22 protein-coding genes are annotated in these 23,058 nt (G+C 73.6%); 18 read left to right on the top strand and 4 right to left on the bottom strand.

What is annotated here, in order from left to right; genetic code table 11:
* Positions 1 to 829: thioesterase II family protein (locus ACP4IX_RS33560; protein WP_426558270.1), on the bottom strand; the 829-nt coding region annotated here is incomplete at its 3' end.
* A gap of 372 nt (positions 830 to 1,201) precedes the next feature.
* Here ACP4IX_RS33560 and ACP4IX_RS33555 point away from each other — a divergent pair.
* The 18 genes from ACP4IX_RS33555 (at position 1,202) to ACP4IX_RS33470 (ending at position 19,000) form a co-directional block, all read left to right on the top strand.
* Positions 1,202 to 1,417 carry an MbtH family protein gene (locus ACP4IX_RS33555; RefSeq protein ID WP_426517868.1) on the top strand — a complete coding sequence of 72 codons (216 nt, stop codon included), beginning with the start codon at positions 1,202 to 1,204 and terminating at the stop codon, positions 1,415 to 1,417.
* A 59-nt stretch (positions 1,418 to 1,476) separates the two neighbouring features.
* On the top strand, positions 1,477 to 1,728 hold the full coding sequence (locus ACP4IX_RS33550) for an acyl carrier protein (RefSeq protein WP_426517866.1): 252 nt from the start codon (positions 1,477 to 1,479) through the stop codon (positions 1,726 to 1,728).
* 42 nt (positions 1,729 to 1,770) lie between these two features.
* Complete coding sequence (locus tag ACP4IX_RS33545; protein ID WP_426517864.1) at positions 1,771 to 3,027, top strand: beta-ketoacyl-[acyl-carrier-protein] synthase family protein; 1,257 nt, start codon at positions 1,771 to 1,773, stop codon at positions 3,025 to 3,027.
* Positions 3,024 to 4,154: a beta-ketoacyl-[acyl-carrier-protein] synthase family protein gene (locus ACP4IX_RS33540; RefSeq protein WP_426558268.1), complete on the top strand. Its 1,131-nt coding sequence runs from the start codon at positions 3,024 to 3,026 to the stop codon at positions 4,152 to 4,154. Before ACP4IX_RS33545 ends, ACP4IX_RS33540 begins: the two co-directional genes overlap by 4 nt.
* On the top strand, positions 4,151 to 5,041 hold the full coding sequence (locus tag ACP4IX_RS33535) for a beta-ketoacyl synthase N-terminal-like domain-containing protein (protein WP_426558266.1): 891 nt from the start codon (positions 4,151 to 4,153) through the stop codon (positions 5,039 to 5,041). Before ACP4IX_RS33540 ends, ACP4IX_RS33535 begins: the two co-directional genes overlap by 4 nt.
* Complete coding sequence (locus ACP4IX_RS33530) at positions 5,038 to 5,793, top strand: alpha/beta fold hydrolase (RefSeq protein WP_426558264.1); 756 nt, start codon at positions 5,038 to 5,040, stop codon at positions 5,791 to 5,793. The genes ACP4IX_RS33535 and ACP4IX_RS33530 overlap by 4 nt, the downstream gene beginning before the upstream one ends.
* Positions 5,794 to 5,847: 54 nt before the next feature.
* On the top strand, positions 5,848 to 6,855 hold the full coding sequence (locus tag ACP4IX_RS33525; protein ID WP_426517856.1) for a hypothetical protein: 1,008 nt from the start codon (positions 5,848 to 5,850) through the stop codon (positions 6,853 to 6,855).
* Positions 6,852 to 7,958 (top strand): beta-ketoacyl synthase N-terminal-like domain-containing protein, encoded by a 1,107-nt coding sequence (locus tag ACP4IX_RS33520; RefSeq protein ID WP_426517854.1) that lies wholly within the window; start codon positions 6,852 to 6,854, stop codon positions 7,956 to 7,958. Before ACP4IX_RS33525 ends, ACP4IX_RS33520 begins: the two co-directional genes overlap by 4 nt.
* Positions 7,955 to 8,440 (top strand): 3-hydroxyacyl-ACP dehydratase FabZ family protein, encoded by a 486-nt coding sequence (locus ACP4IX_RS33515; protein ID WP_426517852.1) that lies wholly within the window; start codon positions 7,955 to 7,957, stop codon positions 8,438 to 8,440. Before ACP4IX_RS33520 ends, ACP4IX_RS33515 begins: the two co-directional genes overlap by 4 nt.
* Positions 8,437 to 8,961 (top strand): 3-hydroxyacyl-ACP dehydratase FabZ family protein, encoded by a 525-nt coding sequence (locus ACP4IX_RS33510; RefSeq protein WP_426558262.1) that lies wholly within the window; start codon positions 8,437 to 8,439, stop codon positions 8,959 to 8,961. The genes ACP4IX_RS33515 and ACP4IX_RS33510 overlap by 4 nt, the downstream gene beginning before the upstream one ends.
* Positions 8,958 to 9,701 (top strand): 3-oxoacyl-ACP reductase FabG, encoded by a 744-nt coding sequence (fabG, locus tag ACP4IX_RS33505; protein WP_426517848.1) that lies wholly within the window; start codon positions 8,958 to 8,960, stop codon positions 9,699 to 9,701. The genes ACP4IX_RS33510 and fabG overlap by 4 nt, the downstream gene beginning before the upstream one ends.
* Positions 9,698 to 10,399: a 2-hydroxychromene-2-carboxylate isomerase gene (locus ACP4IX_RS33500; RefSeq protein WP_426517846.1), complete on the top strand. Its 702-nt coding sequence runs from the start codon at positions 9,698 to 9,700 to the stop codon at positions 10,397 to 10,399. The genes fabG and ACP4IX_RS33500 overlap by 4 nt, the downstream gene beginning before the upstream one ends.
* A gap of 12 nt (positions 10,400 to 10,411) precedes the next feature.
* On the top strand, positions 10,412 to 13,909 hold the full coding sequence (locus ACP4IX_RS33495) for a non-ribosomal peptide synthetase (RefSeq protein WP_426558260.1): 3,498 nt from the start codon (positions 10,412 to 10,414) through the stop codon (positions 13,907 to 13,909).
* A 66-nt stretch (positions 13,910 to 13,975) separates the two neighbouring features.
* Positions 13,976 to 15,040 carry a 2,3-diaminopropionate biosynthesis protein SbnB gene (gene sbnB, locus ACP4IX_RS33490; RefSeq protein WP_426517842.1) on the top strand — a complete coding sequence of 355 codons (1,065 nt, stop codon included), beginning with the start codon at positions 13,976 to 13,978 and terminating at the stop codon, positions 15,038 to 15,040.
* A gap of 4 nt (positions 15,041 to 15,044) precedes the next feature.
* On the top strand, positions 15,045 to 16,049 hold the full coding sequence (gene sbnA / locus ACP4IX_RS33485) for a 2,3-diaminopropionate biosynthesis protein SbnA (protein ID WP_426558258.1): 1,005 nt from the start codon (positions 15,045 to 15,047) through the stop codon (positions 16,047 to 16,049).
* A gap of 61 nt (positions 16,050 to 16,110) precedes the next feature.
* The gene (gene serA / locus ACP4IX_RS33480) at positions 16,111 to 17,697 is read left to right on the top strand and encodes a phosphoglycerate dehydrogenase (RefSeq protein WP_426558256.1); all 1,587 of its coding nucleotides are present in this window, start codon (positions 16,111 to 16,113) and stop codon (positions 17,695 to 17,697) included.
* Positions 17,698 to 17,699: 2 nt separating this feature from the next.
* Entirely contained in the window at positions 17,700 to 18,218 is a 519-nt protein-coding gene (locus ACP4IX_RS33475) for a YbaK/EbsC family protein (protein WP_426517836.1), read from the top strand.
* Entirely contained in the window at positions 18,215 to 19,000 is a 786-nt protein-coding gene (locus ACP4IX_RS33470) for a thioesterase II family protein (protein WP_426517834.1), read from the top strand. The genes ACP4IX_RS33475 and ACP4IX_RS33470 overlap by 4 nt, the downstream gene beginning before the upstream one ends.
* A gap of 275 nt (positions 19,001 to 19,275) precedes the next feature.
* On the opposite strand, the gene ACP4IX_RS33465 is transcribed toward ACP4IX_RS33470, so the two are convergent.
* The 3 genes from ACP4IX_RS33465 to ACP4IX_RS33455 all read right to left on the bottom strand — a co-directional run bounded on the left by ACP4IX_RS33465 (position 19,276) and on the right by ACP4IX_RS33455 (position 22,670).
* Positions 19,276 to 20,154, bottom strand: a complete 879-nt coding sequence (locus tag ACP4IX_RS33465) for a methyltransferase domain-containing protein (RefSeq protein WP_426558254.1) — start codon at positions 20,152 to 20,154, stop codon at positions 19,276 to 19,278.
* Between the two features lie 130 nt (positions 20,155 to 20,284).
* On the bottom strand, positions 20,285 to 20,899 hold the full coding sequence (locus ACP4IX_RS33460; protein WP_426526599.1) for a helix-turn-helix domain-containing protein: 615 nt from the start codon (positions 20,897 to 20,899) through the stop codon (positions 20,285 to 20,287).
* Between the two features lie 187 nt (positions 20,900 to 21,086).
* Positions 21,087 to 22,670 carry an MFS transporter gene (locus ACP4IX_RS33455; RefSeq protein WP_426558252.1) on the bottom strand — a complete coding sequence of 528 codons (1,584 nt, stop codon included), beginning with the start codon at positions 22,668 to 22,670 and terminating at the stop codon, positions 21,087 to 21,089.
* Positions 22,671 to 23,058: the final 388 nt, after the last annotated feature.

Raw genomic sequence — 23,058 nt, 5'->3', positions numbered from 1 at the left:
TGCCCGGGGCGCCCCGGGGGGGGGCGCCCCGCCGCGGGGGGGGGCGGGGGGGGGGGGGGCCTTGTGCGGGGGGGGGTGTCCCGCCGGGCGCGCCGGGGCGCACCACCGCCATGTGCTCGGGCAGCCGCCGCCACACCGCGGGCGTGTAGAAGTGGCCGCCCTCGAGCAGGGTCGCCTCGAACGGACCGGTCGTCAGCCCGCTCCAGCCGGCCAGGTCCGCCTCGGTGAGATCGTCCTGGTCGCCGTGGAGCAGCTGCAGCGGCGCGTCCACACGGTCCCCGTGGCGGAACCGGTAGGTGTCCGCCGCGATCAGGTCGGCGCGGAGCACCTCGACCGCCATCCGCAGCAGCTCCGGCTCGCCGCGCACCGCCTCGGAGAGCTGGCCCGCGGTGAGCATCCAGTCGAGGAGTTCCCGGTCCGTGTTGCGCGGGTGCGGCGGCACGTCGGTGTGCCGGGAGAGCACGGCGGGCGCGTGCGCCGCCGACACCACCACCGCCTCCGGCTCCGCCAGCCCGGTGCGCCGGGCGCGCACCGCGAGGTCGAAGGCGACCCAGGCGCCCATGCTGTGGCCGCACAGCACCACCTTGCGCCCGGCGAGCGTGCGCAGCGCGGCCAGCGCCCCGTCGAGCAGGTGCTGCCAGTTCCGGGCGAACGGCTCGCCGTAGCGGGCCTCGCGGCCGGGATAGCAGTACAGCGCCAGTTCGGTGTTCTCGGGGAGGCAGTCCGCCCAGGGCCGGAAGGGCGCGGTGGCGCCCCCGCAGAAGCTCAGGCAGAACAGCACCCGGCCGGCCTGCGGCCTGGGGAGCGGGCGGATGAGGTGCCCGGCCATCCGGCCTCCTTTCCGAGGGCTCGTGTCGGCTCGCGACGGGCTCGCAGCAACGTAGCGGTTGCGGCCGGCCGGCGGCGCGGACGACCAAGAATTCTTCGATGCCCGGAAGTGACGCTCGGTGGCCGGGGACCGGCCAAGCAGTGACGAGCGGGCCCTTCCGCGGCCCGGCCGGACCTGCGGGACACCGCTCCGGGTCGCGCCGGCCCGAACGGTGCGGGCAGGCCGAAAGACCCGCAACACATTATTCAATTCTTCTCATTGAAAACTCTCGAACGCACGGTCGGTGCGATCCCCGAGAAGTCTTGTCCGAGTGAATCTCCGCTGCGTACAGTCGAGCCGAATTACGTGACCGTGCCAGGAAGGAAAACGCCCATGGCCAATCCGTTCGAGGATGACAATGCCGAGTACTACGTGCTCGTGAACGACGAGGGTCAGCATTCCATCTGGCCCGTGTTCGCGGAGATTCCGGCCGGCTGGGAAAAGGCGCACGGCGCCGCATCCCGCCAGGAATGCCTGGACTACGTCGACCAGCACTGGACCGACATGCGCCCGCGCAGCCTCGCGGCCGCCATGGACGCCGGGGCCTGAGGGACAGGCCCGCCGAACCCGTCGCATCGCACACCGAACCGTCTAGGAGAAACAACGTCATGCCGATACTTGCCGAAGACCGCCGGTCCGCTGTCAAGGAAATCGTCTGCGACATCCTCGAGCTGGAGGAGGACGAGGTCACCGACACCAGCCTCTTCATCGACGACCACGGCGCCGACTCGCTTCGTGCCATCGAGATCCTGGCCTCCCTGGAGAAGGAGTTCGGCATCACCATCGACCAGTCCGAGCTGGCCCAGATGGTGAACCTCGAGGCGGTCTACACCATCGTCGCGGAGGCCCCCGCCCGCTGACCCGGGCACCGTCCCGCCGAACCGAAGGTTTAAGGGGAAAACATGTCCTCAGTACGCCCCGGCGGCGTAACCGGAAATCGCCGGGTGGTCCTCACCGGCTTCGGAGTGATCTCCAGCATTGGCATCGGGGCCGAGGAATTCACCGAGAGCCTACGGGCCGGCCGCAGCGGTGCCAGCCCGATCTCGCTGTTCGACGTCGAGGGCTTCGCCCACGTCAACGGCTGCGAGGTCAAGGGGTTCGACCCCGAACAGTGGATCTCCCGCACCCCGGTGCGGGAGTTGGGACGCGCCAGCCGCTTCGCCGTCGCGGCGGCGGTCATGGCGCTGCGTGACGCCGGTCTGGATCCCGCGGACCTCGCCGGCCGACGGGGACTGATCTCCGTCGGCACCACGGACGGCGAGTCCTACGAGCTGGACCGGCTGGTGGCCGCCGAACTCGCCGACGGTCCGGAACACATGGACCCCCAGATCGTCCGGCGGGTATCGGCGGCCCGGCTCTCCACGGCCATCGCGCACGAGCTGGACCTCACCGACGTCGAGGCCCCCACCATCGCCACCGCCTGCTCCGCGGGCAACTACGCGATCGGCTACGGCTTCGACGCGGTGAGCTCCGGCGAGGCGGAATACGCGCTGTGCGGCGGCGCGGACGCCATGTGCCGCAAGACGTTCACCGGCTTCTACCGGCTCGGCACCATCGCCCCCGAGGTGTGCCAGCCCTTCGACGCGGACCGCAAGGGCATCCTCACCGGTGAGGGCGCCGGTCTGCTGGTGCTCGAAAGCCTGGAGTCGGCCCTGGCCCGCGGCGCACGCATCTACGCCGAGGTCCTGGGCTACGGCCTCAACTGCGACGCCTTCCACCAGGTCGCCCCGAACGGCGACAGCGTCGCCCAGTGCATGAGCCTCGCCCTGGCCAACGCCGGCGTGAAACCCGCGGAGGTGGACCTCATCTCCGCGCACGGCACCGGCACCAAGGCCAACGACATCACCGAGGCCGCCGCCATCCGCTCGGTGTTCGGCGCCGACACCCCGCGCACCATCTCCCTGAAGTCGATGCTCGGCCACACCATGGGCGCCGCCAGCGCCCTCGGCGCCATCGCCTGCGGCCTCGCCATCACCCACCGCTTCATCCCGCCCACCATCAACCACCACCGCACCGACCCCGAGTGCGAGATCGACTGCGTGCCCAACCACGCCGTCGACGCCGACCTGCGCGTGGTGCAGAACAACGGCCTCGCTTTCGGCGGCAACAACGCCATCGTCATCCTCGGCAGATACGGCCGGGACGGTGACATCGGATGACGTACCCCATCACCGGTACGGGCGCCGTCGCCGCCATCGGCGCCGACCCCGGGGAGATCTTCGACAGCCTCTGCGCCGGCCGCAGCGGACTCGCACCGCTGAAGGCCTTCGACCGCTCCCGGTACCGCGCCCAGCAGCTGTTCGAGATCGACGACCGCCACACCCCCGGCCTGGACGAGCCCGGCCGGGCCGGCCGCCTCCTCGCGGAGGCCGTCCGGCAGGCCGCCGCCGACGCCGGACTGCCCGAGGACCTCGGCGGCATACCCGTCCTCGTCGGCACCGGACTGCGCGAACTGCGTTCCCTGGAACTGTGGTGGCGCGACGGCACCGTCTTCGACGCCGACCGCCTGCACTTCGGGAACGTCCTGCGCGAGCGGTTCGGAGCCATCGACACCCACACCTTCGCAGGAGCCTGCTCCGCCTCCCTCTACGCGCTGGCCCTCGGCTGGGACCTGCTGGAACTCGGCGAGACCGACACGGTCGTCGTGGCCGGCTGCGACGTCGTCACCGAAAGCATGTTCGGCCAGGCCGACCGGGTCCAGTTCGACCCGCCGCCCTCCGTACGCCCCTTCGACAAGGACCGCCGGGGCACCATCCTCGGCGAGGGCGCCGCCGCCGTCGTCCTGACGCGCGAGGCGCGGCCCGGCCGGCCGGTGCGGGGCCTGCTGCACTCGGTCGCCGTCAACTGCGACGCGCACCACCAGACCGCACCCGACGGGACGGGCGTCGAGACCGCCGTCCGCGAGGCGCAGCGGAACGCCGGAGTCGCCCCGGCCGACATCGACCTGGTCGTCCTGCACGCCACCGGCACCCCGCTGAACGACCGTACCGAAGCCGCCGTCACCGCCCAGGTGTTCGCCGGCACCCACCCGGCGCTCACGGGCATCAAGTCCCTCACCGGACACACCTCGGGCTCGGCCGGACTGCTCAGCCTGATCGTGGCGCTGCGCTGCCTGGAGGCCGGGGTCGTGCCGCCCATCGCGGGCCTGGCCGAGCCGCTGCCCGAGGGCAGCACCCTGCGCCTGGTCGCCGGCGAGCCGCTCGTCACCCCGATGCGCCTCGCGCAGGTCAACAGCTTCGGCTTCGGCGGCGTCAACGCCGTCGCCATCGTGGGAGGTGCCGCATGACGCTCGCCGTCTCGGGCGTCGCGGTGGCCCTCCCCGGCGCGTCCGGCCCCGACGCCCTGCTGCGCCCCGCCGTCGCCGGTGCCGACCCCGTCGACCCCGCGGCCCTCATCGGCCGCAAGGGACTGCGCTTCAAGGACCGCGCCACCCGGCTCGGGCTCCACCTGGCGTATGCCGCACTCACCGACGCCGGTCTCCTCGGGTCCGACGGCAGGGCCGTGACCGGCGACCGGGTCGCCACCGTGGTCAGCTCCAACCTCGGCAACGCGGACACCGTGTGCCGGGCGGTGGAGACCATCGCCAAGGACTCCACCGCGGCCCTGAGCCCGATGGACACGCCGAACGCCTCCAGCAACATCATCGCCTCGGAAACCGCCATCCGGTACGGGCTGCGCGGCCCGAACCTCACGGTGTGCAACGGCCGTACCTCCGGCCTCGACGCCGTACGCTGGGCCGCCCTCCTGCTGCGCTCCGAACGCGCCGACCACGTCCTGGTCACCGGTGTCGAACCGGACAACGAGGTCACCCGGCGGCTCGTCGGCCGGCCGGTCGCCGACGGCGGCGCGGCGCTCGTGCTGAGCGGCACCGCCACGGGCGAGCCGCGCGCCCTCCTCGGCCCGGTGGTGCGCACCGCACAGCCCCTCGCCACCGTCGCCGAGCTGACCCGGCGCACCCCGCGCGGCGGGCTGTGGCTCAGCACCGACGCCGGCCCCGTGCCGTCCGGCGCCCTGTGCGTCGCCCTGACCGGCTGGGGCGAACTGTCCGGCGCCCTCGGCGTGGTGCAGTGCGCCGCCGCCGTCGGCTGGTTCGCCGAGGGAGGCACCCGGCCGGCGTACGCCCTGACCGGCGCCACCGGAGCGGCCCTGCTTCCGCCGGGAGGCGCGGCATGACAAGGGTGGTACTGCTGCACGGACTCGCCAACAACGAGGGCATCTGGGACCCGCTCGCCGGTCACTGGCGCGACGGTGTCGACGTACACGCCCCACGGCTGCCCTGGCACAGCGGCGGCATCGACGGCTGGCGTCACGAGACCGACTCCGCGGCCCGGCTGGCCGAGGTGCTCGACGCGGTCCCGGGCGGCGCCGACGTGGTGGTCGCCCACTCGTTCAGCTCGGTCGTACTGCTCGACCTGCTCAGCGGCCGCGCCGCCGCGGACGACCCGCTGAAGCTGCCCGGCGTCGTCCTCGTCAACCCCTTCTACCGGTCCGACGCCGACGACTTCCACTGGGACATGATCGCGCCGACCCTGGACGACTTCCCGCGGACCATGGCCGAGTCGATCCGGCTGCGCACCCCCGGCCACCACATCGAGGCGGAACGGCTGGCCGACATGGCCCGGCGCATGACGGAGTGGATCGGCCCCTACGGCTGGCTGCGGTTCTTCGAGGCCTATCTGCGCACCCCGCTGTTCCCCGTGGACCGCGTCGAGACGCCGGCTCTGGTGATCGGCGGGGAGACCGACCGGTCCGCGCCCGTCGCCCAGGCACACCACCTCGCCGCCCGGCTGCCCGCCGGAGAGTGCCTGGAACTGCCCGGCTGCGGCCACTTCCCGATGCTCGAGGCGCCCACCCGGTTCACCGGCGCCGTGCACGCCTTCCTCGACCGGATCCCGCACCGCGTCCGGCCCCTGGCGGACGCCTGAGAAGCCCCGCACCACCCGGCCGACCCGAAACACCCCGACACGAAGGAGTCCGTGATGGACCCGACGCCCCACCCCTCGGTGACGGCGCTGCTGCAGACCTCGACCACGGCGCGGCTGCGTCCCCTGTTCGAAGGCAACAACATCAGCTTCGCCATCGGCTTCAAGCACATCAACTACGTGGCCGAAGCGGCGGTTCTGCATCACTTCAGGGAAGCCGGGCTGCCCGTCGTGGACCTGTACCGGCGCCACGGACTGGGCTTCGACGTGGTCGACATCCGCTCCCGGCTCGGCGCGCTGCTCGCCGTCGACGACGACGTGGAGGCCGTCGTCACACCGAAGACCAAGGACGGCGAGAACCGGTTCCGCTTCCGGGTCGAGCAGTTCGTCGAGCGTGACGGCAAGCGGGTGCGGTGCGCGGACTCGACCCTCGTCGTGGTGCTGCGCGCCGACGGCCACATCCGCGCCGAGGAACCCTGGCCGGCCGGTCTCGAACGCTTCACGACCGCCCGCCTGGGCACCGGCGAACGGCTGGACCTGGCCGCCGCACCCGTGCCGTACGGCGAGTTCACGGCCGGACGCGGCACCAGTGCCGACCCGGTGCTCACCGAACTCATCGGCGAGACCAACGCGTTCGGCTGGCGCTGGCGGGTCGGGTACTTCTACTGCCACTACAACGAGCGCGTCCAGATGTCCGGCTTCCTGCGCATCATGGAAGAGGTCGAGGACCTGTTCCTCGCCGACCGGGGACTGGCCATCAAGGAGGTCCTCGACACCCGCGGGTGGATCCCCGTCGTCACCCAGTCCCGCGTCGAACTCCTCGACGAGACCGTGATGGAGGAGGAGCTCTACACCGTCTACACCGTCGAGAACATCTTCAAGACGTTGCTCTACACCACCCGCATGGACTGCTACGTGGTGCGCGACGGGCAGCTGGTGAAGACCGCCACCGGAACCATCACGCACGGCTACCTCCACGAGACCGAGCCCAACCAGTGGGAGATGGCCGAGTTCGACGAGGCCACCGTCACCGCCCTCACCACGCCCCGCAAGGCGGTGTCGTGAACGCCGTCGTGACCGGGCCGCCGGTCATCACCGGCTGGTCGGCGGTCTCCCCGCACGGCATCGGTGCCGAGGCCTTCGCCGAGGGCCTGCGCGCCCAGCGGCCCACCCTGGCCCCCGTCGACACCGAACGCTGGAACGTCCCCCTCAGCCGGGCCCACCTGGTCCCCGGCTTCGAGGTCCGTGACGTGCTCGGCAAGAAGGGCACCCGCTCCATGGACCGGGTCACCGGCCTCGCCGTCGCCGCCGTCGGCTCCCTGCTCGACCGGCCCGGAGCACAGCGCGAGACGGAGACCGGTGAGCGGGCCGCGCTCGTCCTGGCGACCACCACCGGCAGCGCCGCCAGCATGATGGACTTCACACGCAGCTCCCTGGTCGGCGCCCGGCCCTACGACGTGGACCCGGCCGTGATGCCCAACGCGGTGATGAACTGCGCGGCCGGCCAGTGCGCCATCTGGTACGGCATCAAGGGCCCCAACACCACACTCGCCGGCGGCCGGGCGGCGGGCCTGCTCTCCCTCAACTACGCGATCCGGCTGCTGTCCACGGGCCGCGCGGACACCGTGCTGTGCGCCGCCGCCGAGGAGTACTCGCACGCCCGGTACTGGCTGGAGCGGCACAGCCGCGGCCCCGAGGCACCCGGCGCCGCCCTCGGCGAGGGCTCGGCCGTCATGCTGATCCGCCCCGCCTCCGCGGCCACGCCCGAACGCCCCGCGCTCGCCGAGATACTGGCGGTGCGCTCCCGCGTCGCGACAGGCAGCCGGGTGCGCGCCACGCTCGAGGCCTGCGTGCGGTCCGCCCTCGAAGCGGCGGGCGTCACCGCAGGCCAGGTGTGGGCGGCGAGCCCCAGTGACGCGCCGGGCCTGCTCGGCCACCTGGAGCGGGACGTCCTCACCGAGGTCTGCGGGGCACCCGCCGTGGACCGGGTGCCGGCCGTCGGCCGGATCGGCGACGTGTCCGCGGCGTCGGCCCAGTTCCAGATCGCCACCCTGCTCGCCACCGCCGCCGACGACAGGACGGCCGCGGGCGGCATCGCCCTGGTCACGTCCGCCGACCGGGACGGCTCCCTGGCCTGCGCGGTCCTCAGGCTGGCGGGTCCCCGATGAGCGTCGCGACCGGCGGTCACCGCGCCGGGCCCGCCGCCACCGCCCTCCACGACGCGCCCGGAGCCTCCGCGCCGGCCACCGCCACGGGCGGTGCCACCGTGGTCAGTCCCGTCGCCGCCCGGATCGTCGTGGAGTCGCGCACCGGCGAGGGGCTGGCGGCCCGCGCCACGGCCGAACTGCACGAGACGGAACCGGTGTTCGCCGGACACTATCCCGGATTCCCGATCTTCCCCGGCGTCTGCGTCCTGGAGTGCGTCCGCCGCGCGGCCCTCGACGCGGATCCGGCGTCCGCTCCCGGCACGCTCGCCGCCGTCGAGTCGGCCCGGTTCTCCGGCGCCGTCTACCCGGGCGACACCCTCCAACTGGCCCTGACCTGGCAGCACACCGGCACCGCGTGGCGCTGCAAGGCCACCGCCACCACCTCCCGAGGCCCCGCCGCCCGAGTCCGCCTGCGCTTCGAGCCCGCCGGAGGTGCCCGATGACCGCCGCCGACGCAGGCCCGGCCCCGTCCGTCGCCGGGTCGCTGCCGCACCGCTACCCGATGCTGCTCGTCGACCGCGTCGTCGACGTGGTCCCGGGCGAACGGATCCGCGCCGTGAAGGCGATCACCGTCAACGAGCCCTGGTACGCCGGCACGGCCCCGGACGCGGACCTCGCCTACCCGCCGAGCCTGCTCGTCGAGTCCTGGGGGCAGACGGCAGGCCTGCTCACCGTCGCCGGCGGCGGCGCGCCGGCGGACCAGATCATGCTCTTCGGCTCGGTGGCCGACGCCGTGTTCCACCACCCCGTCCTGCCCGGTGACGTCGTCGAGCACCGGGTGGCCGTCACCCGTACCTTCACCGACTCCGTCGTCTTCGAGGGCAGCAGCCACTGCGGTGACCGCACCGTGATGACCGTGGGGCAGATGGTGATGGCCTTCCGCCCCGCCGGCCTGCTCCGGCCCGCGGGGCCCGACGCACCCACCCACCCGTCCGCCGCAACCGGAAATGAGGCCGAACGATGACCGAGACCAGGCCCGTGGCCCTGATCAGCGGAGGCTCCCGGGGTATCGGCCGGGCCACCGTGCTCAAGCTCGCGGCGGACGGCTACGACATCAGCTTCTGCTACCGCACCAGCCAGGACGCCGCCGAGATCCTGGCCAAGGAGGCGGAGGCACTCGGCGCCCGCGTGCTCCACCGAGGCGTCGACGTCTCCGACGCCGCCGCGGTACGCGCCTGGGTCAGCGCCACGGAACAGGAACTGGGCCCCGTCGAGACCGCCGTCACCTCCGCCGGCATCACCCGCGACAAGGGCCTGGTGATGATGTCCGACGAGGACTGGCGCTCGGTGCTGAGCACCAACCTCGACGGCGTCTTCCACATCTGCCGGGCCGTCACCTTCGGGATGATGAAGCGCCGCCGGGGCTCGCTCGTGAACCTCTCCTCCGTGGCCGGCGTGTACGGCAACGCCACCCAGACCAACTACGCCGCCTCCAAGGCCGGGATCATCGGCCTGTCCAAGTCCCTCGCCAAGGAGGTCGGCCGCTACGGCATCCGCGTCAACGTGGTGGCCCCGGGATTCGTCGAGACCGACATGGTCGCCGCCGTGCCCGAACGGCTGCGCACCGAGGCACTCGCCTCCGTCGCCCTCGGCCGGATGGGCACCGCCGAGGAGGTCGCCGACCTCGTCGCCTTCCTCGCCGGGCCGCGCGCCGCCTACATCACCGGTTCCGTCTTCCAGATCGACGGGGGGATAGCCCTGTGAGCACCGTACACGGCAGGAAGAAGCAGCCCAGGTGGTACTTCTCCCTGCGCAGCCCGTACTCCTGGTTCGCCTACCGCGACCTGAGCGAGAAGTACCCCGACGTCCTCGACAGCATCGAGTGGATCCCGTACTGGGAGCCCGACGAGGAGTCCACCCGGCTGCTCGCCGACGCCGGCGTGACCCTGCCGGTGATGCCCATGCACCGCACCAAGAACTTCTACATCCTCCGTGACGCCCGCCGCTGGGCGCACGCCCGGGGCTGGCAGGTGACGTGGCCCGTGGACCGCGCTCCGCACTGGGAGGTGTCCCACCTCGCCTACCTGGCCGCCGAGGAGCAGGGCCTGGGCCGGCAGTTCGTCGACCGGGCCTACCGGGCCCGCTGGACCGAGGGCCGGGACCTCGCGGACCGCGGCACCATCGCCGCCATCGCCCGCGACCTGGGCCTCGACCCGTCGATCGCCGACTCGGTCGACGACCCCGAGCTGCGCATCAAGGGCGCCGAGTGCCTGATCGCGGCCTACCACGACGACGCCTTCGGCGTGCCGTTCTTCGTCCACGGCCGCGAGCCGTTCTGGGGCGCCGAGCGGGTGGGCGCGTTCGTCGCCGCAGTCCGCGGCGAGGCCTGGGACGGCGTCAGCGACGCCCCCTTCGACGCGATCCCGTCGCCGGCCGCGCCGGACGGCAGCCGCCCGGTCTGACAGGAGACACCGATGACGACCACGCCGACCCCCCAGCGGACCGTGCCCCGCTGGGTTGCCCCCGCCCCTCCCGGTGCACCCGGCCGCACCGGCTGGGCCGAACTGCGCCACCCCGTGCCGCACCGGCTCGCCGCCCGGACCCGGCTGCTCTCCCGCCGTACCGGCACCGGCTGGGAGGCCGCCGTCCTCGCCGCCCACACGGCCGTGCTGACCGCGATCAGCGGCGAGCGGACCGTCCTCGCCGGCTATCTGCCCCCGGCGCCGCACCCCGCCGGCCCGGCCACCGCCGCACCGCGGCCCGTGCCCGTCGTCCTCACCCTGGAGCAACACACCTGGCGCGAGCTGCTCACCGCCTCCGCGCGGGCCGCCGCCGCCCCGGCCGAGGGCACCTTCGAGACCGTCCTGGACCTCGGCAGTGCCACCGGCGCGCCCGCCGCGCCGTCCGGGCACACGGCCCTGCGCGTCGCCCCGCGTCTCGACGCGGACGGTCCCGCTCTGCTGATCGGGTACCGCACCGACGTCCTCGACGCAGCCGCCGCCGAGCGGATCGCGGGCTACCACGTCACGGCCCTGGAGCAGTTGACGGACGGCCCGGACGCCCCCGCCCACGCCCGGGGACTGCTGTCCGAGGCCGAGTACCACCACCAGGTCCACGAACTGTCCGGGCCGGAACGCCAGTTGCCGGACCGCCGGTTCCACGAGCTGTTCGAGGAGCAGGTCCGCCTGCGGCCCACGGACGTCGCCGCCGTGCATGCCGGCCACAGCTGGACCTACGAGGAGCTCAACACCCGCGCCAACCGCGTCGCCCACGCCCTGCTCGCTCGCGACCTCGGCGCCGAGGCCGTGGTCGCCGTCATCACCGAGCGCACCCTGGACTGGCTGGCCTGCGTCATCGGCGTCTTCAAGGCCGGCACCGCCTACCTGCCCGTCGAACCGCACGCCCCGGCCGACCGGATGGCCCGCACCCTGGTCCGCGGCGGCTGCCGCCTGGTGCTGACCGAGGACAGCGCGCTCGGCCGGGTGCGGCAGGCCGCCCCCGAGGGCGTCGAACTGCTCACGGCCGCCGACGCGTACGCGGAGGAACACCCCACCGGCGACCCGGGAGTGCCCGTCGCCGCCGGCCAGCTCGCCTACCTGTACTTCACCTCGGGCTCCACCGGCGAACCCAAGGGCGCGATGTGCGAGCACGCCGGCTTCGTCAACCACCTGTTCGCGAAGATCGACGACCAGCGCATCACCCAGGGCCAGGTCGTGGCCCAGACCGCCCCCCAGTCCTTCGACATCTCCCTGTGGCAGCTGGTCGCCGCCCTCGTCGTCGGTGGCCGCACCCTGATCGTCGAACAGGAGGCGATCCTCGACGTCGACCGCTACCTCGACACCGTCGAGCGCGGCGAGGTCGCGATCCTCCAGGTCGTCCCCTCCTACCTGGAGGTCGTGCTCAGCCGCCTGGAGGAGCTCCCCCGGGACCTGCCCGCGCTGCGCTGCGTCTCGGTCACCGGCGAGGCCCTGAAGAAGGAGCTGGTCGTCCGCTGGTTCGCGCGTTTCCCGGACATCGCGCTGATGAACGCCTACGGCCTGACCGAGACGTCCGACGACACCAACCACGAGGTCATGACCGCCGTCCCGGCGTGGGACTCCGTGCCGCTCGGCCGCGCCGTCAACAACGTCTCCGTGTACGTCGTCGACGAGAACCTGCGCCCGGTGCCGCTCGGCGCCCCCGGCGAGATCGTGTTCTCCGGTGTCTGCGTGGGACGCGGCTACATCAACGACCCCGAGCGGACCGCCCAGTCCTTCACCCAGGACCCGCACCGCCCCGGCAACCGCCTGTACCGCTCCGGCGACTTCGGACGACGGCTGCCCGGAGGCACCCTCGAATTCCTCGGCCGCCGCGACGCCCAGGTCAAGATCCGCGGGTTCCGCATCGAGATCGGTGAGATCGAGAACCAGCTGCTGCGCGTCGACGGCGTCCGCGACGGTGCCGTCGTGGTCGTCGAGTCACCCGACCGGGGACGCCGTCTCGTCGCCTTCCAGTGCGGCTCCGAGGCGACGTCCGACGCCCTGCGCGACCGGCTGCGCGAGACCCTGCCGGCGTACATGGTGCCGAGCCGGGTGGAACGGCTCGACGCGCTGCCGCTCACCCCCAACGGCAAGACCGACAAGCGCGCCCTGCGCGCCCTCGCGGCGGAACTCGCCGAACAGGAGGGCACGGCGGAGCGCGACGAACCCCGCACCGCCACCGAGCGCCGGCTCGCCGCCGCCTGGGCCGAGGTCCTCAAGCTGCCGGTGGAGCGGATCGGCCGCGCGGACGGCTTCTTCGACCTGGGCGGCACCTCACTCTCCGCGGTACGTCTCGTCGTACGGACGGAGCGCGCCTTCACCCTGCGCGACGTGACCCGGTACCCGACCCTCGCCGCGCTGGCCGCCTTCGTCGACGACCCGTCCTCCGCCGCCCCCGCTCCCGGGGCGGCGGACCCGGCGGCCGGTCCCCTCGCCGCGGCCGCTCCGGCCGCCGCGACCACCGCGCCCCGCACCGACGGCGGTGCCGCGCCGCTCGACGTGGTCCGCACCGAGGGCCGGCCCGCGGTGTTCGTCCTGGACGGGCCGCCCCCCGCCGACCCCGCCGCCTGGGCCGCCGAACACGCCGGCCGGCTGCGTGCCACGGTCGCCGAGCACGGCGCCGTGCTCGTGCGCGGCCTCGGACTCGCCGACGCCGGGACCGTCGGCCGGGTCGGCCGGGCCTTGCTGCACGAGGTGATGACCGAACGCGAGGGCTTCGCCCCGCGCCGCCGGCTCGCCGACGGCGTCTACTCGTCCACGGAGTGGCCGGCCGACCAGCCCATGTGCATGCACCACGAGCTGTGCTACACCCGTGAGGTGCCCGGCACGCTCCTCTTCGCCTGCCTCGCCGCGCCCGAGTCCGGCGGCGCCACCGGTGTCAGCGACTCGGCCGAGGTGCTCGAGGCGCTCCCGGCCGGCCTCGTCCGCCGCTTCGAGAGCGAGGGCTGGCTCGTCGAACGCAACTACACGGGCACCGTCGGCGTCGGTCTCGCCGAGGCCTTCGGCAGCGACGACCGTGCCGACGTCGAGGCGTACTGCGCCGCCCGGGGCATCGAGTACCGCTGGGAGCCGGGCGGCGACCTCCGCACCCGGCAGCGGGCCGCCGCGGTGCTCACCCACCCGGTGACAGGCCGGAGCGGCTGGTTCAACCAGATCGCCTTCCTCAACGAGTGGACCCTGGACCCCGTCGTCCGCGAGTACCTCACCTTCGAGTTCGGGCCGGACGGACTGCCGTTCAACAGCCGCTACGGAAGCGGCGACCGCCTCGACGAGGACACGGTGCTCACCATCAACGGCGTGTACGAGAAGCACACGCTCCGCGAGCCGTGGCGCGACGGTGACCTGCTCGTCGTCGACAACCTCCGCATGGCGCACAGCCGGGAGCCCTACGAGGGCGAGCGGCACATCGCCGTCGTCCTCGGCGATCCGGTCGCCCTCCCCGCGTCCTCCTGACCGCACGCCGGCCGGGCGCGTCCGCCGCGCCCGGCCGCCCACCCACCACTCACGGATGGAGCAACCATGTCCCGCCAGCCGCTCGTGCCCCCGTTCGCCGTGATCACCGGCGCGCAGGTGGCCGAGGTGCTCACCGGCAGCGAGAAGCACGTCGTGAACCTGGTCGAGGACGTCTACCGGCTGCACGGCCGGGGCGACTCGGTGAACCCGCCCTCCTACTTCCTGCGCTTCCCCGACCGGCCCAGCGCGCGCATCATCGCGCTGCCCGCCTCCGTCGGCGGCGACCGGCCCACCGACGGACTGAAGTGGATCTCCAGCTTTCCCGAGAACGTCGCGGCCGGCATCCCCCGGGCCTCCGCGGTGCTCATCCTCAACGATCCCGCCACCGGATACCCGATCGCCTGCCTGGAGAGCTCCATCATCAGTGCCTCCAGGACCGCCGCCTCGGCCGCCCTCGCCGCCGACCGGCTCAGCCGCGGCGAGCGCCCGCGCCGCATCGGCTTCATCGGCGGCGGACTCATCGGGCGTTACGTCCACCACTACCTCGAGGCCACCGGCTGGACGTTCGACGAACTCGGCGTCCACGACCTGTCGGACACCCACGCCGAGTCCTTCGCCGGCTACCTGACCGGCCGCTCCGGCGACGCCCCCGTGGTCGTGCACCGCACCGCCGAGGAACTCGTCCGGTCCAGCGACCTGATCGTCCTGGCCACCGTCGCGCCGCGCCCGCACATCCACGACCCGGCCTGGTTCGCGCACAACCCGCTCGTCCTCAACGTGTCCCTGCGCGACCTCGCCCCCGAAATCCTGCTGGCCTCCGCCAACATCCTCGACGACGTCGAGCACTGCCTGAAGGCCGACACCTCTCCCCACCTGGCCGAACAGCTCACCGGCGGGCGGGACTTCATCGACGGCACGCTGTACGACGTCCTCGAGGGCCGCGTCGGTCTCCCCGCCGACCGGCCCGTCGTCTTCTCGCCGTTCGGCCTCGGCGTGCTCGACCTCGCCGTCGGCCGCCACGTCCTCGACACACTGCGCGACACCGGCCGCCTGCCGGTCGTCGAGGGCTTCTTCCACGAGCTCGACCGCTACGGCCGCCCGGGCGACCCGGCGCCGAACGGAATCCGGTGATGAAGTGACCGTCATAACCGCCCCGTACGAGATGAACGTCGACGACGTCTTCGTCGACCTCCGGTCCGTCTTCGACGTACCCCTCTACCTGAAGTACGAGGGGATCAACCTCGCCGGCTCGGTCAAGCTGAAGGCCGCCCTGGAGATGGTGCTCGCCGCGGAGCGGGACGGCACCCTCACCCCGGGCGCCGTGCTCGTGGAGTCCTCCTCCGGCAACCTCGGTGTCGCCCTCAGCATGATCGCCGCCCACCGCGGCTACGGCTTCGTCTGCGTCACCGACTCGCGCTGCAACTCCGCCACCCGGCGGCTGATGGAGTCCTTCGGAGCCCGTGTCCTCGTCATCTCCCGCGCCGACAAGGAACGCGGGCTGCTCGGCGCCCGCATCGACTACGTGCAGCGCCTGGTCGACTTCGACCCGAACTACGTGTGGCTCAACCAGTACGTCAACCCGCACAACTGGCTGGCCCACTACCGCACCACCGGCCCGTCCGTCGCCGCCCAGTTCCCGGACCTGGACGTGCTGTTCGTCGGCGCGGGAACCACCGGCACGCTCATGGGCTGCGCCCGCTACTTCCGCGAACGCGGCGGCGGTGTGCGGATCGTCGCCGTCGACAGCGTCGGCTCGGTCACCTTCGGCGGGCCGGCGTCCACCCGCCACATCCCGGGCCTGGGCGCGGGCGTCCGCCCGCAACTGCTCGACGAGGGACTGCTCGACGAGGTCGTGATGGTGCCCGAGCGGGACACCCTGCAGAGCTGCCACGCCATGGCCCGGCAGGGCTTCCTGTTCGGCGGCTCCACCGGGACCGTCGTCAGCGGCGCACTGCGCTGGCTGGCCGGCCGGCCGCGCGGCGAGCGGCTCACCGCGGTCGCCCTCTCCCCGGACCAGGGCGACCGCTACCTCGACACGGTGTACGACCCCGCATGGGTGGAACGGCACTTCGGCGCGCCGCAGACCTGGGACGCGGGGGAGCCGGAGAAGGAGCTGGAACTGGTCCCCGGCGCCGGCTGAGTCCCCCACGCGCCCCGCAGGAGGGCGCCCCGAGACACCTGTGAGACAAGGAACCCGCGACATGGACAAGGCAGTCGTACTGATCGCCGAGGAACTCTCACCCGCCACCGTCGACGCCCTCGGCCCGGAATTCGAGATCCGGTACTGCGCGGGCGCCGACCGGGCCTCGCTGCTCGCGGCGCTGCCGGGCGCCGACGCGGTGCTCGTGCGCAGCGCCACCCGGATGGACGCCGAGGCGATCGCGGCGGGCACCCGGCTGAAGGTGATCGGCCGGGCCGGGGTGGGCCTGGACAACGTGGACGTGCCCGCGGCGTCCCGCGCCGGCGTGATGGTGGTGAACGCCCCCACCTCCAACGTGGCCAGCGCCGCCGAGCTGACCGCCGGTCTCCTGCTCGCCGTGGCGCGCAACATCCCGCAGGCCGACGCCGCGCTCAAGGGCGGGCAGTGGCAGCGCGGCCGGTTCACCGGCGTCGAACTGTCCGGCCGGACACTCGGCATCCTCGGACTCGGGCGCATCGGCTCCCTGGTGGCCCGCCGCATGGCCGCGTTCGACATGCGGCTGCTCGCCCACGACCCGTACGTTCCGGCCGGGCACGCCGAACGGCTGGGCGCGCGCGTCGTCGGGCTCGACGAGCTCCTCGAGTCCTCCGACTTCCTCACGGTCCATCTGCCGAGGACACCGGAGACCACCGGCATCCTCGGCTTCGACGCCCTGCAGCGCGTCAAGCCGGGCATCCGCATCGTCAACGCCGCCCGCGGCGGAATCGTCGACGAGGCGGAGCTGTACGCGGCGCTGAAGGAGGGCCGGGTCGCCGCCGCGGGCATCGACGTGTTCGCCACCGAACCGTGCACCGACTCCCCGTTGTTCGAGCTGGACAACGTGGTCGTCACCCCCCATCTCGGAGCCGGCACGGCCGAGGCGCAGGAACGGGCGGGCGTGGCCGTCGCACGTTCCGTGCGGGAGGCGTTGGCCGGCCGCTTCGTGCCGGAGGCCTGCAATGTGCGGCTGGGCGAGGTCGACGCGGAACTCGACCCGTGGCTGGCGCTCGCCGAGCGGCTGGGCGGCCTGTTCACCGGGACCGCCGGGGCGCTGCCCGGCCGGCTGCGCGTCACCGTCTGCGGGGAGATCGCCCGGCACGAACTAGCGGCCCTGGAACTCGCCACGGTCAAGGGCCTCCTGGCACCCGTGGTGGAGGGCGGGGTCACGTACGTCAACGCCCCGCTGCTCGCCCAGGAGCGAGGGCTGGACACCGAGCTGGTCACCGGGCCCGAGAACGCCGCGCACCGCAGCCTGGTGCGGGTCGAGGGCACGCTGCCCGGTGGGGAACACGTGTCGGTCTCCGGCGCCCTGACCGGGCACCGCGGTGGCGAGCGCCTCGTGGAGCTGCTCGGACACGAGGTCGACGTACCGTTCGGCGACGGCCTCGCCTTCTTCCTCGCGCCCGACGAGAGCGGGCTGGTCACCCGTGTCGGCGAGGCGCTCGCCCGGGCCGGAGCGGCAGTCGAGTCCCTGCGGCTGGCCCGTACCGGCGGGGACGGCGGCACGGTCCTGGTCGCGGCGGCCCTCGCCGCCCCCCTCGATCCGGCGGCGCTCGACGACGCCGCCGTCCGGCTGGGTGCTGTGCGCGGCTGGGGACTGGAGCAGTGACGATGACGGCGTACGACTGGCTGATCGAGCAACTGGTCAGCACCCGGGCCCGGTTCCGGCTGATCGACCACCCCCCGGAGGGGCACACCGAGCGGGCCAGCGAGCTGCGCAGGCACCCGCTGGCCCAGGCAGCCAAGTGCCTCGTCGTGCGCGTCGCGACGGGACGCCGCTCCCGGCGGTACGTGCTGGCGGTCGTGCCCGGCGACCGGCGGGTGGACCTCGACGGGCTGTGCGGGATGTACGGCGGCTCGGAGGCCGCCTTCGCGGCGCGGGACGTGGCCGAGCGGCTGGCGGGCAGCGTCAGCGGCTCCGTGGTGCCGTTCGCCCGCCATCCCGAACTCGACCTGGTGGTCGACCCGGAACTGCTCGTGCACGACGAGATATTCTTCAACGCGGCGCGCCTGGACCGCTCGGTCGCCCTGGACACCGACGACTACGTGGCTCTCGCCCGCCCCCGGGTGGAGTTCATCACCCAGCACTCCGCCACCCGGCCGGAGACCGCCCGAAGGACGACAGCATGAATCTCGGCCCCCGTACCACGGCAGCGCGGACCGCTGTCGCCGGCGAACAGTGGTTCCGCCGTTACCCGGCCGCCCACGCCCCGCGGCGCCGCCTGGTCGTCCTGCCGCACGCGGGGGGCTCGGCGAGCTTCTTCCACGCCTGGGGAACCGCCTTCGACGCCGGCACGGAGGTGGTGGTGGCCCGCTACCCGGGCCGGCACGACCGGCTCGCCGATCCGTGCGTGGACAGCATGGCGGAGCTCACCGAGCGGGTGACCGAGGCGCTGCTGCCGCTGCTCGACGTGCCGGTGACCCTGTTCGGGCACAGCATGGGCGCGTCCCTCGCCTACGAGATGACCCTGCGGCTGGCCGAGCGGCACGGCGTGTCGCCCGCCGCCCTCCACGTGTCGAGCCGCAAGCCGCCGCACCGGCTCACGCCGCGGCGCCTGCACGAGCAGGGCGACGACGCGCTGATCGCGGAGGTCCGCCGGCTCGGCGGCACGGACGAGGCGCTGCTGTCCGACCCCGACCTGCGCGACATCGTGCTGCCCGCGATCCGCGCCGACTTCACGATCGTCGGCACCTACGGGCCACGCCCCGCGGATCCGGTCGACTGCCCCGTCTACGCGTACCTCGGGGACCGGGACCCGTCGATCGGCGTCCATGACATGTCGGGCTGGGCGGACATCGCCCCTTCGCGCTTCCGGCTGGACGTGCTGCGCGGCGGCCACTTCTATCTGCAGGACCACCGCGAGGCCGTCACCCGCCTCATCGACGCCCGCATGGCCGGCCGCACCGGCTGAGCGGCCCCCCGGACGCCCGGCGCCGCCCGTCCCCGCCGGGCGCCGCCCGTCCCCGACGGGCGCCGCCGGGCGCCGCCACGACCGCATCCGGAGCCTGCCCCGGTCCCTTCGCGGTGCAGACGCCGACCGGCGGCGGGCACGTCCCGCGCCTCCTGGCCGCCTGATCTCGCTCCGCCCGGCGGAGCGCACGGCCCTGCGCGGGCGATGATCACGGGCGGGGCGGGCGATTCCGTGCGGGGCGGCCTGGCAGGCGACCCTGGACGGGTGCCCGAACGTCAGGCGCGGCGGGCGGCCCAGACGGTGCGCTCGGTGCGTAGGGCGAGGTCCTCGCGGCGCAGAACGCTGTGCGGGCTGTCGGTGTCCAGGAGCTCGTCGAGCGCGGCGAGGTCGTCGGGGCCGAGTACCGAGGCGACGGCGCCGCGGATGCGCTGCAGGCCGCCGTAGGCGTAACGCCCGATCGCCTCGCTGCGCCCACCTTCGATGTTCACGCTGATGGTGCGCTCGCCCACGACGGTGAAGCCGGCTGCGGTCAGCATCGGCCCCCAGTCGGCGCCGCGGTGCGGGACGTGCTCGGCGTGGAAGCGGTCGGCAGCGGCATGGGCGCGCTCTTCGAGACCCGGCCGCTCCTCGGGGGCGTCCGCGGGCAGGAAACGGGGGAAGCCCGCGAGCTCGACGACGGCGAACAGGCCCCTGGGAGCGAGCAGGCCGTGGACGCTCGTGAGGGCCCGGCCGGGGTCGGCCATGTGGTGCATCGACGCCGAGGCCCACACCAGGTCCGGTGTGCCGAGGTCGGGCCAGTGGCTGGAGTCGAGGTCGGCCTGCACGGTGCGCACCTGCTCCCGCATGCCGCGGGCGCGTGCCTTCTCGTTCAGGAGCCGGAGATGCCCGGCTGAGGCGTCGACGGCGGTGACGTGTGCCTCGGGGAACCGTTCGAGGAGCGCGAAGGTGCCCGCTCCCGTGCCGCAGCCCAGGTCCACGATCCGGCGCGGCTCGTTCTCGAGCGGCAGCCAGGCGGTGATGGACGCGATGTGCTCGGCGAGTACTTCGGCGTCCAGGTCGAGGATCTCCGCCTGGCCGCTGTCGTCGTGCGACCGGCGGTGGCCGTGTGGGTCGCCGTGGGGGGAGAGGCAGGTGTGCTGGTCTGCTGATGTCATGGCGACACCGTAGGACGCTCATGCGCGAACAGCACGACTGCTTGCGTAGAACGCAAGAAGATGGCTCGGGGTGCTGCCCGCCGGGCAAGACCGCCCGGCGGAGCGGGACCGCCGGGGCGGTCGCCGCACTCTATGCGCGGGGGTCCTGCGCGCCTCCGCGGTCGGCTTCGGTGCCGTCGGTGAGGGCGTCCTTCTGGTGGCCGCGGCGGGCGTCGCGGTCGAAGATGCCGATGATCTCGCACGGTCCGCCCTCGGCGCCGATGGCGTGCGGCATCATGGTGGGGAACTCGGCGGCCTGGTTGGTCTCGATGCGAAAGCGCCGGTGGCCGAGCATGAGGACGGCGGTGCCGGACAGCACGACGAGCCATTCGCGGCCGGGGTGGGCGCGCATGCGGGCCGGGTTCTCGGGCGGCGGGTCGGTCATCCGCTGACGCATCACGCTCATGCCGGGGTCGCCCTTCACGGGCCAGCGCATCAGACCGTGGGCGCCGTCGACCGTCGGACTGATGACGACGTCGTCAGCGGCGTTCTCCACGAGCTGGTCCAAGGTGGTGTCCAGGGCGCGGGCGAGGGTGACGAGCTGGTCCAGGGCGAGGCGGCGCTGCCCGTTCTCGATGCGGCTCAGTGAGGACTGGCTGAGGTTGGCCCGGGTGGCCAGTTCCTCCAGGGACCAGCCCTGGGCGACGCGCAGCGCGCGGATCCGTTTGCGTACGAGGCTGTCCAGTTGCTCGTCTTCTTGCGCCATGGGCGGCATGGTATGCCCGCGAAGCAACCGGGGTCGGCCGATGGCCGCACGCCGGCCGCGCGCCGGGTGCCGGCGGCCACAGGCCTGCGCGACGCACTGCCCGAGGCGCCCGGGCCGGCCCCGTGAGCACCGTCGAGCCGACCGCGTGACGAGGAGCGGTGTCCGCGAGGTGCGGTGCCCTGGAGCTCTACTCCTGGCCGGGGGCCGGCCTCCGGTCGGGTTCCCCGTGCGCGGTGTACTCGGGTTCCCCGTGCGCGGTGCGCAGGGGCGTCTCCCGCATCAGCAGGACGGCGGTCAGCGCGAGCAGCGCGAAGGGTACGGCGGTGGCGAACACGTCGCCGAAAGCCTGCCCGTGCACCGCCTGGACGCTCTCCACGGCGGAGGGCGGCAGGGCGCCCAGGTCCGGCAGGCCGCCGTCGGGCCCGGTTCCGGCCGCGGTGTGTGCGCGGGACAGGGCGTCCACGCGGGCGGTCAGCAGGGAGCCGAGTGCGGCGAGCCCGAGTACACCGCCGAGGCTGCGGGACAGGACCACCAAAGTGGTGGTGGCGCCCAGGTCGTCCGGCGGCGCCGCGTTCTGGGCGATCAGCACGAGGTTCTGCGAGACGATGCCGATGCCCGCGCCTCCCGCGAACAGGGCGGCGCTCACCAGCGGCAGCGGGGTGTCCGCCGCCACGGTGCCCATGAGCGAGAAGCCGAGGACGAGCAGCAGGCCTCCGACGGCCAGGAGGCGTTTCCAGCGGCCTCGCGTCGCGATCAGACGCCCGGCGACGCCGGAGGCCACCAGCAGACCCGCGATCATCGGGAGGGTCAGCAGGCCCGACGCGGCCGGCGACTGCGCCCGGGCGGTCTGGAAGTACTGGCTCAGCAGAGCGGGGGCGGCGAACAGCGCCGGCCCGACCGCGAAACCGGCGAGCGCCGACAGGGCGACGGTGCGGTCGCGCAAAAGGCGCAGCGGCACCAGCGGATCGGCGGCCCGCGACTCGTGACGGACGAACAGCACAGCCAGGACGAGCACGGCGCAGGCCGCTCCCGCGGACGGCCAGGACAGCCACGGGACGACGTCGCCGGCCCGGGTGACGGCGAGGAGGAGCGTACCGACCGTCGCGGTGAGCAGGACCGCGCCCCAGAGGTCGGGGCGGGGCCCGCCCGTCGCCCGCCCGGAACCGGCCCCGGGTGCCGGCGCGGGCAGCAGCAGGGTCCGGTGGAGGGCGAGTCCGGCGCCGGCCGCGAGGAGCACGCCCAGCTGGAAGCAGCCGCGCCAGCCCACCCCGGGGGTCTCGGCGAGGAGGCCGCCGAGCGGGGGACCGGCGACCGTTCCGGCCGTGATGACCAGCGTGACGCGGCCGTTGTACCGGCCACGCTCTCGTGGCGGGACCAGCGTGGCCATGATGACCTGGGCCAGCGCGTTCACCCCGCCGGCTCCCAGCCCCTGCACGGCCCGGCCCGCGATGAGCTGCCCGACGTCACCGGCCAGCGCGCACCACGCCGACCCGAGGGCGAACAGGCCGAGCGCGCACTGGATCAGCGTCTTGCGGTCCGCGAGGTCGGCGAGCTTTCCCCAGAGCGGCAGACTCAGCGTGGAGGAGACCATCGTGGCGGCGACGACCCAGGTGAAGGCGGCCTGACTGCCGCCCAGGTCGGTGACGACGCGGGGCAGCGCGGTGACGACCACGGTGCTGGACAGCAGCCCGGTGAAGAGGGCGAGCAGCAGGGCGCGGAACGCGCGGCGGGTTGTGGCGGGGCTCGCCGGAGGGGTGCCGGGCTGCGCCATGAGAGTCCTCGGGGGTCGCTGCCGCACGACGCGGCGGGAGGGGCCGGGAAGGATCGGGAACGGGTGGGGGAGGGACCGGGGGCAGGGTGCGACGAGTGCCGGCGCAGGGCCGGGGGTGCGGAGGCGAAGCGGCGCCGCGACAGCTGGATGATGGCATCCGGCCGCGGACGGCGGATGCCGTTGCGGACCGTGGGCGTCACCGCAGTTGGGGGAAAGTTCAGCCGGGTGAACACGAGGTCGCCGCAAGTGATGCCGGGGTGAATGCCGGGCGGACGCCACGAACGGGACACGCAGTTCCCGCGCCCCCGTCGGCCGCCGCGGAGGTTCCGCGCCGCGCGGGACAGTTCACCTGAAGATCATCTTCTGTCGGCGGGCGCCCCGACCGGTC

This window comes from Streptomyces sp. WG5 (genome assembly GCF_049974565.1).
In the GTDB taxonomy this organism is placed as follows: Bacteria; Actinomycetota; Actinomycetes; order Streptomycetales; family Streptomycetaceae; genus Streptomyces.
This window is presented reverse-complemented; position numbering and strand designations above follow the sequence as displayed.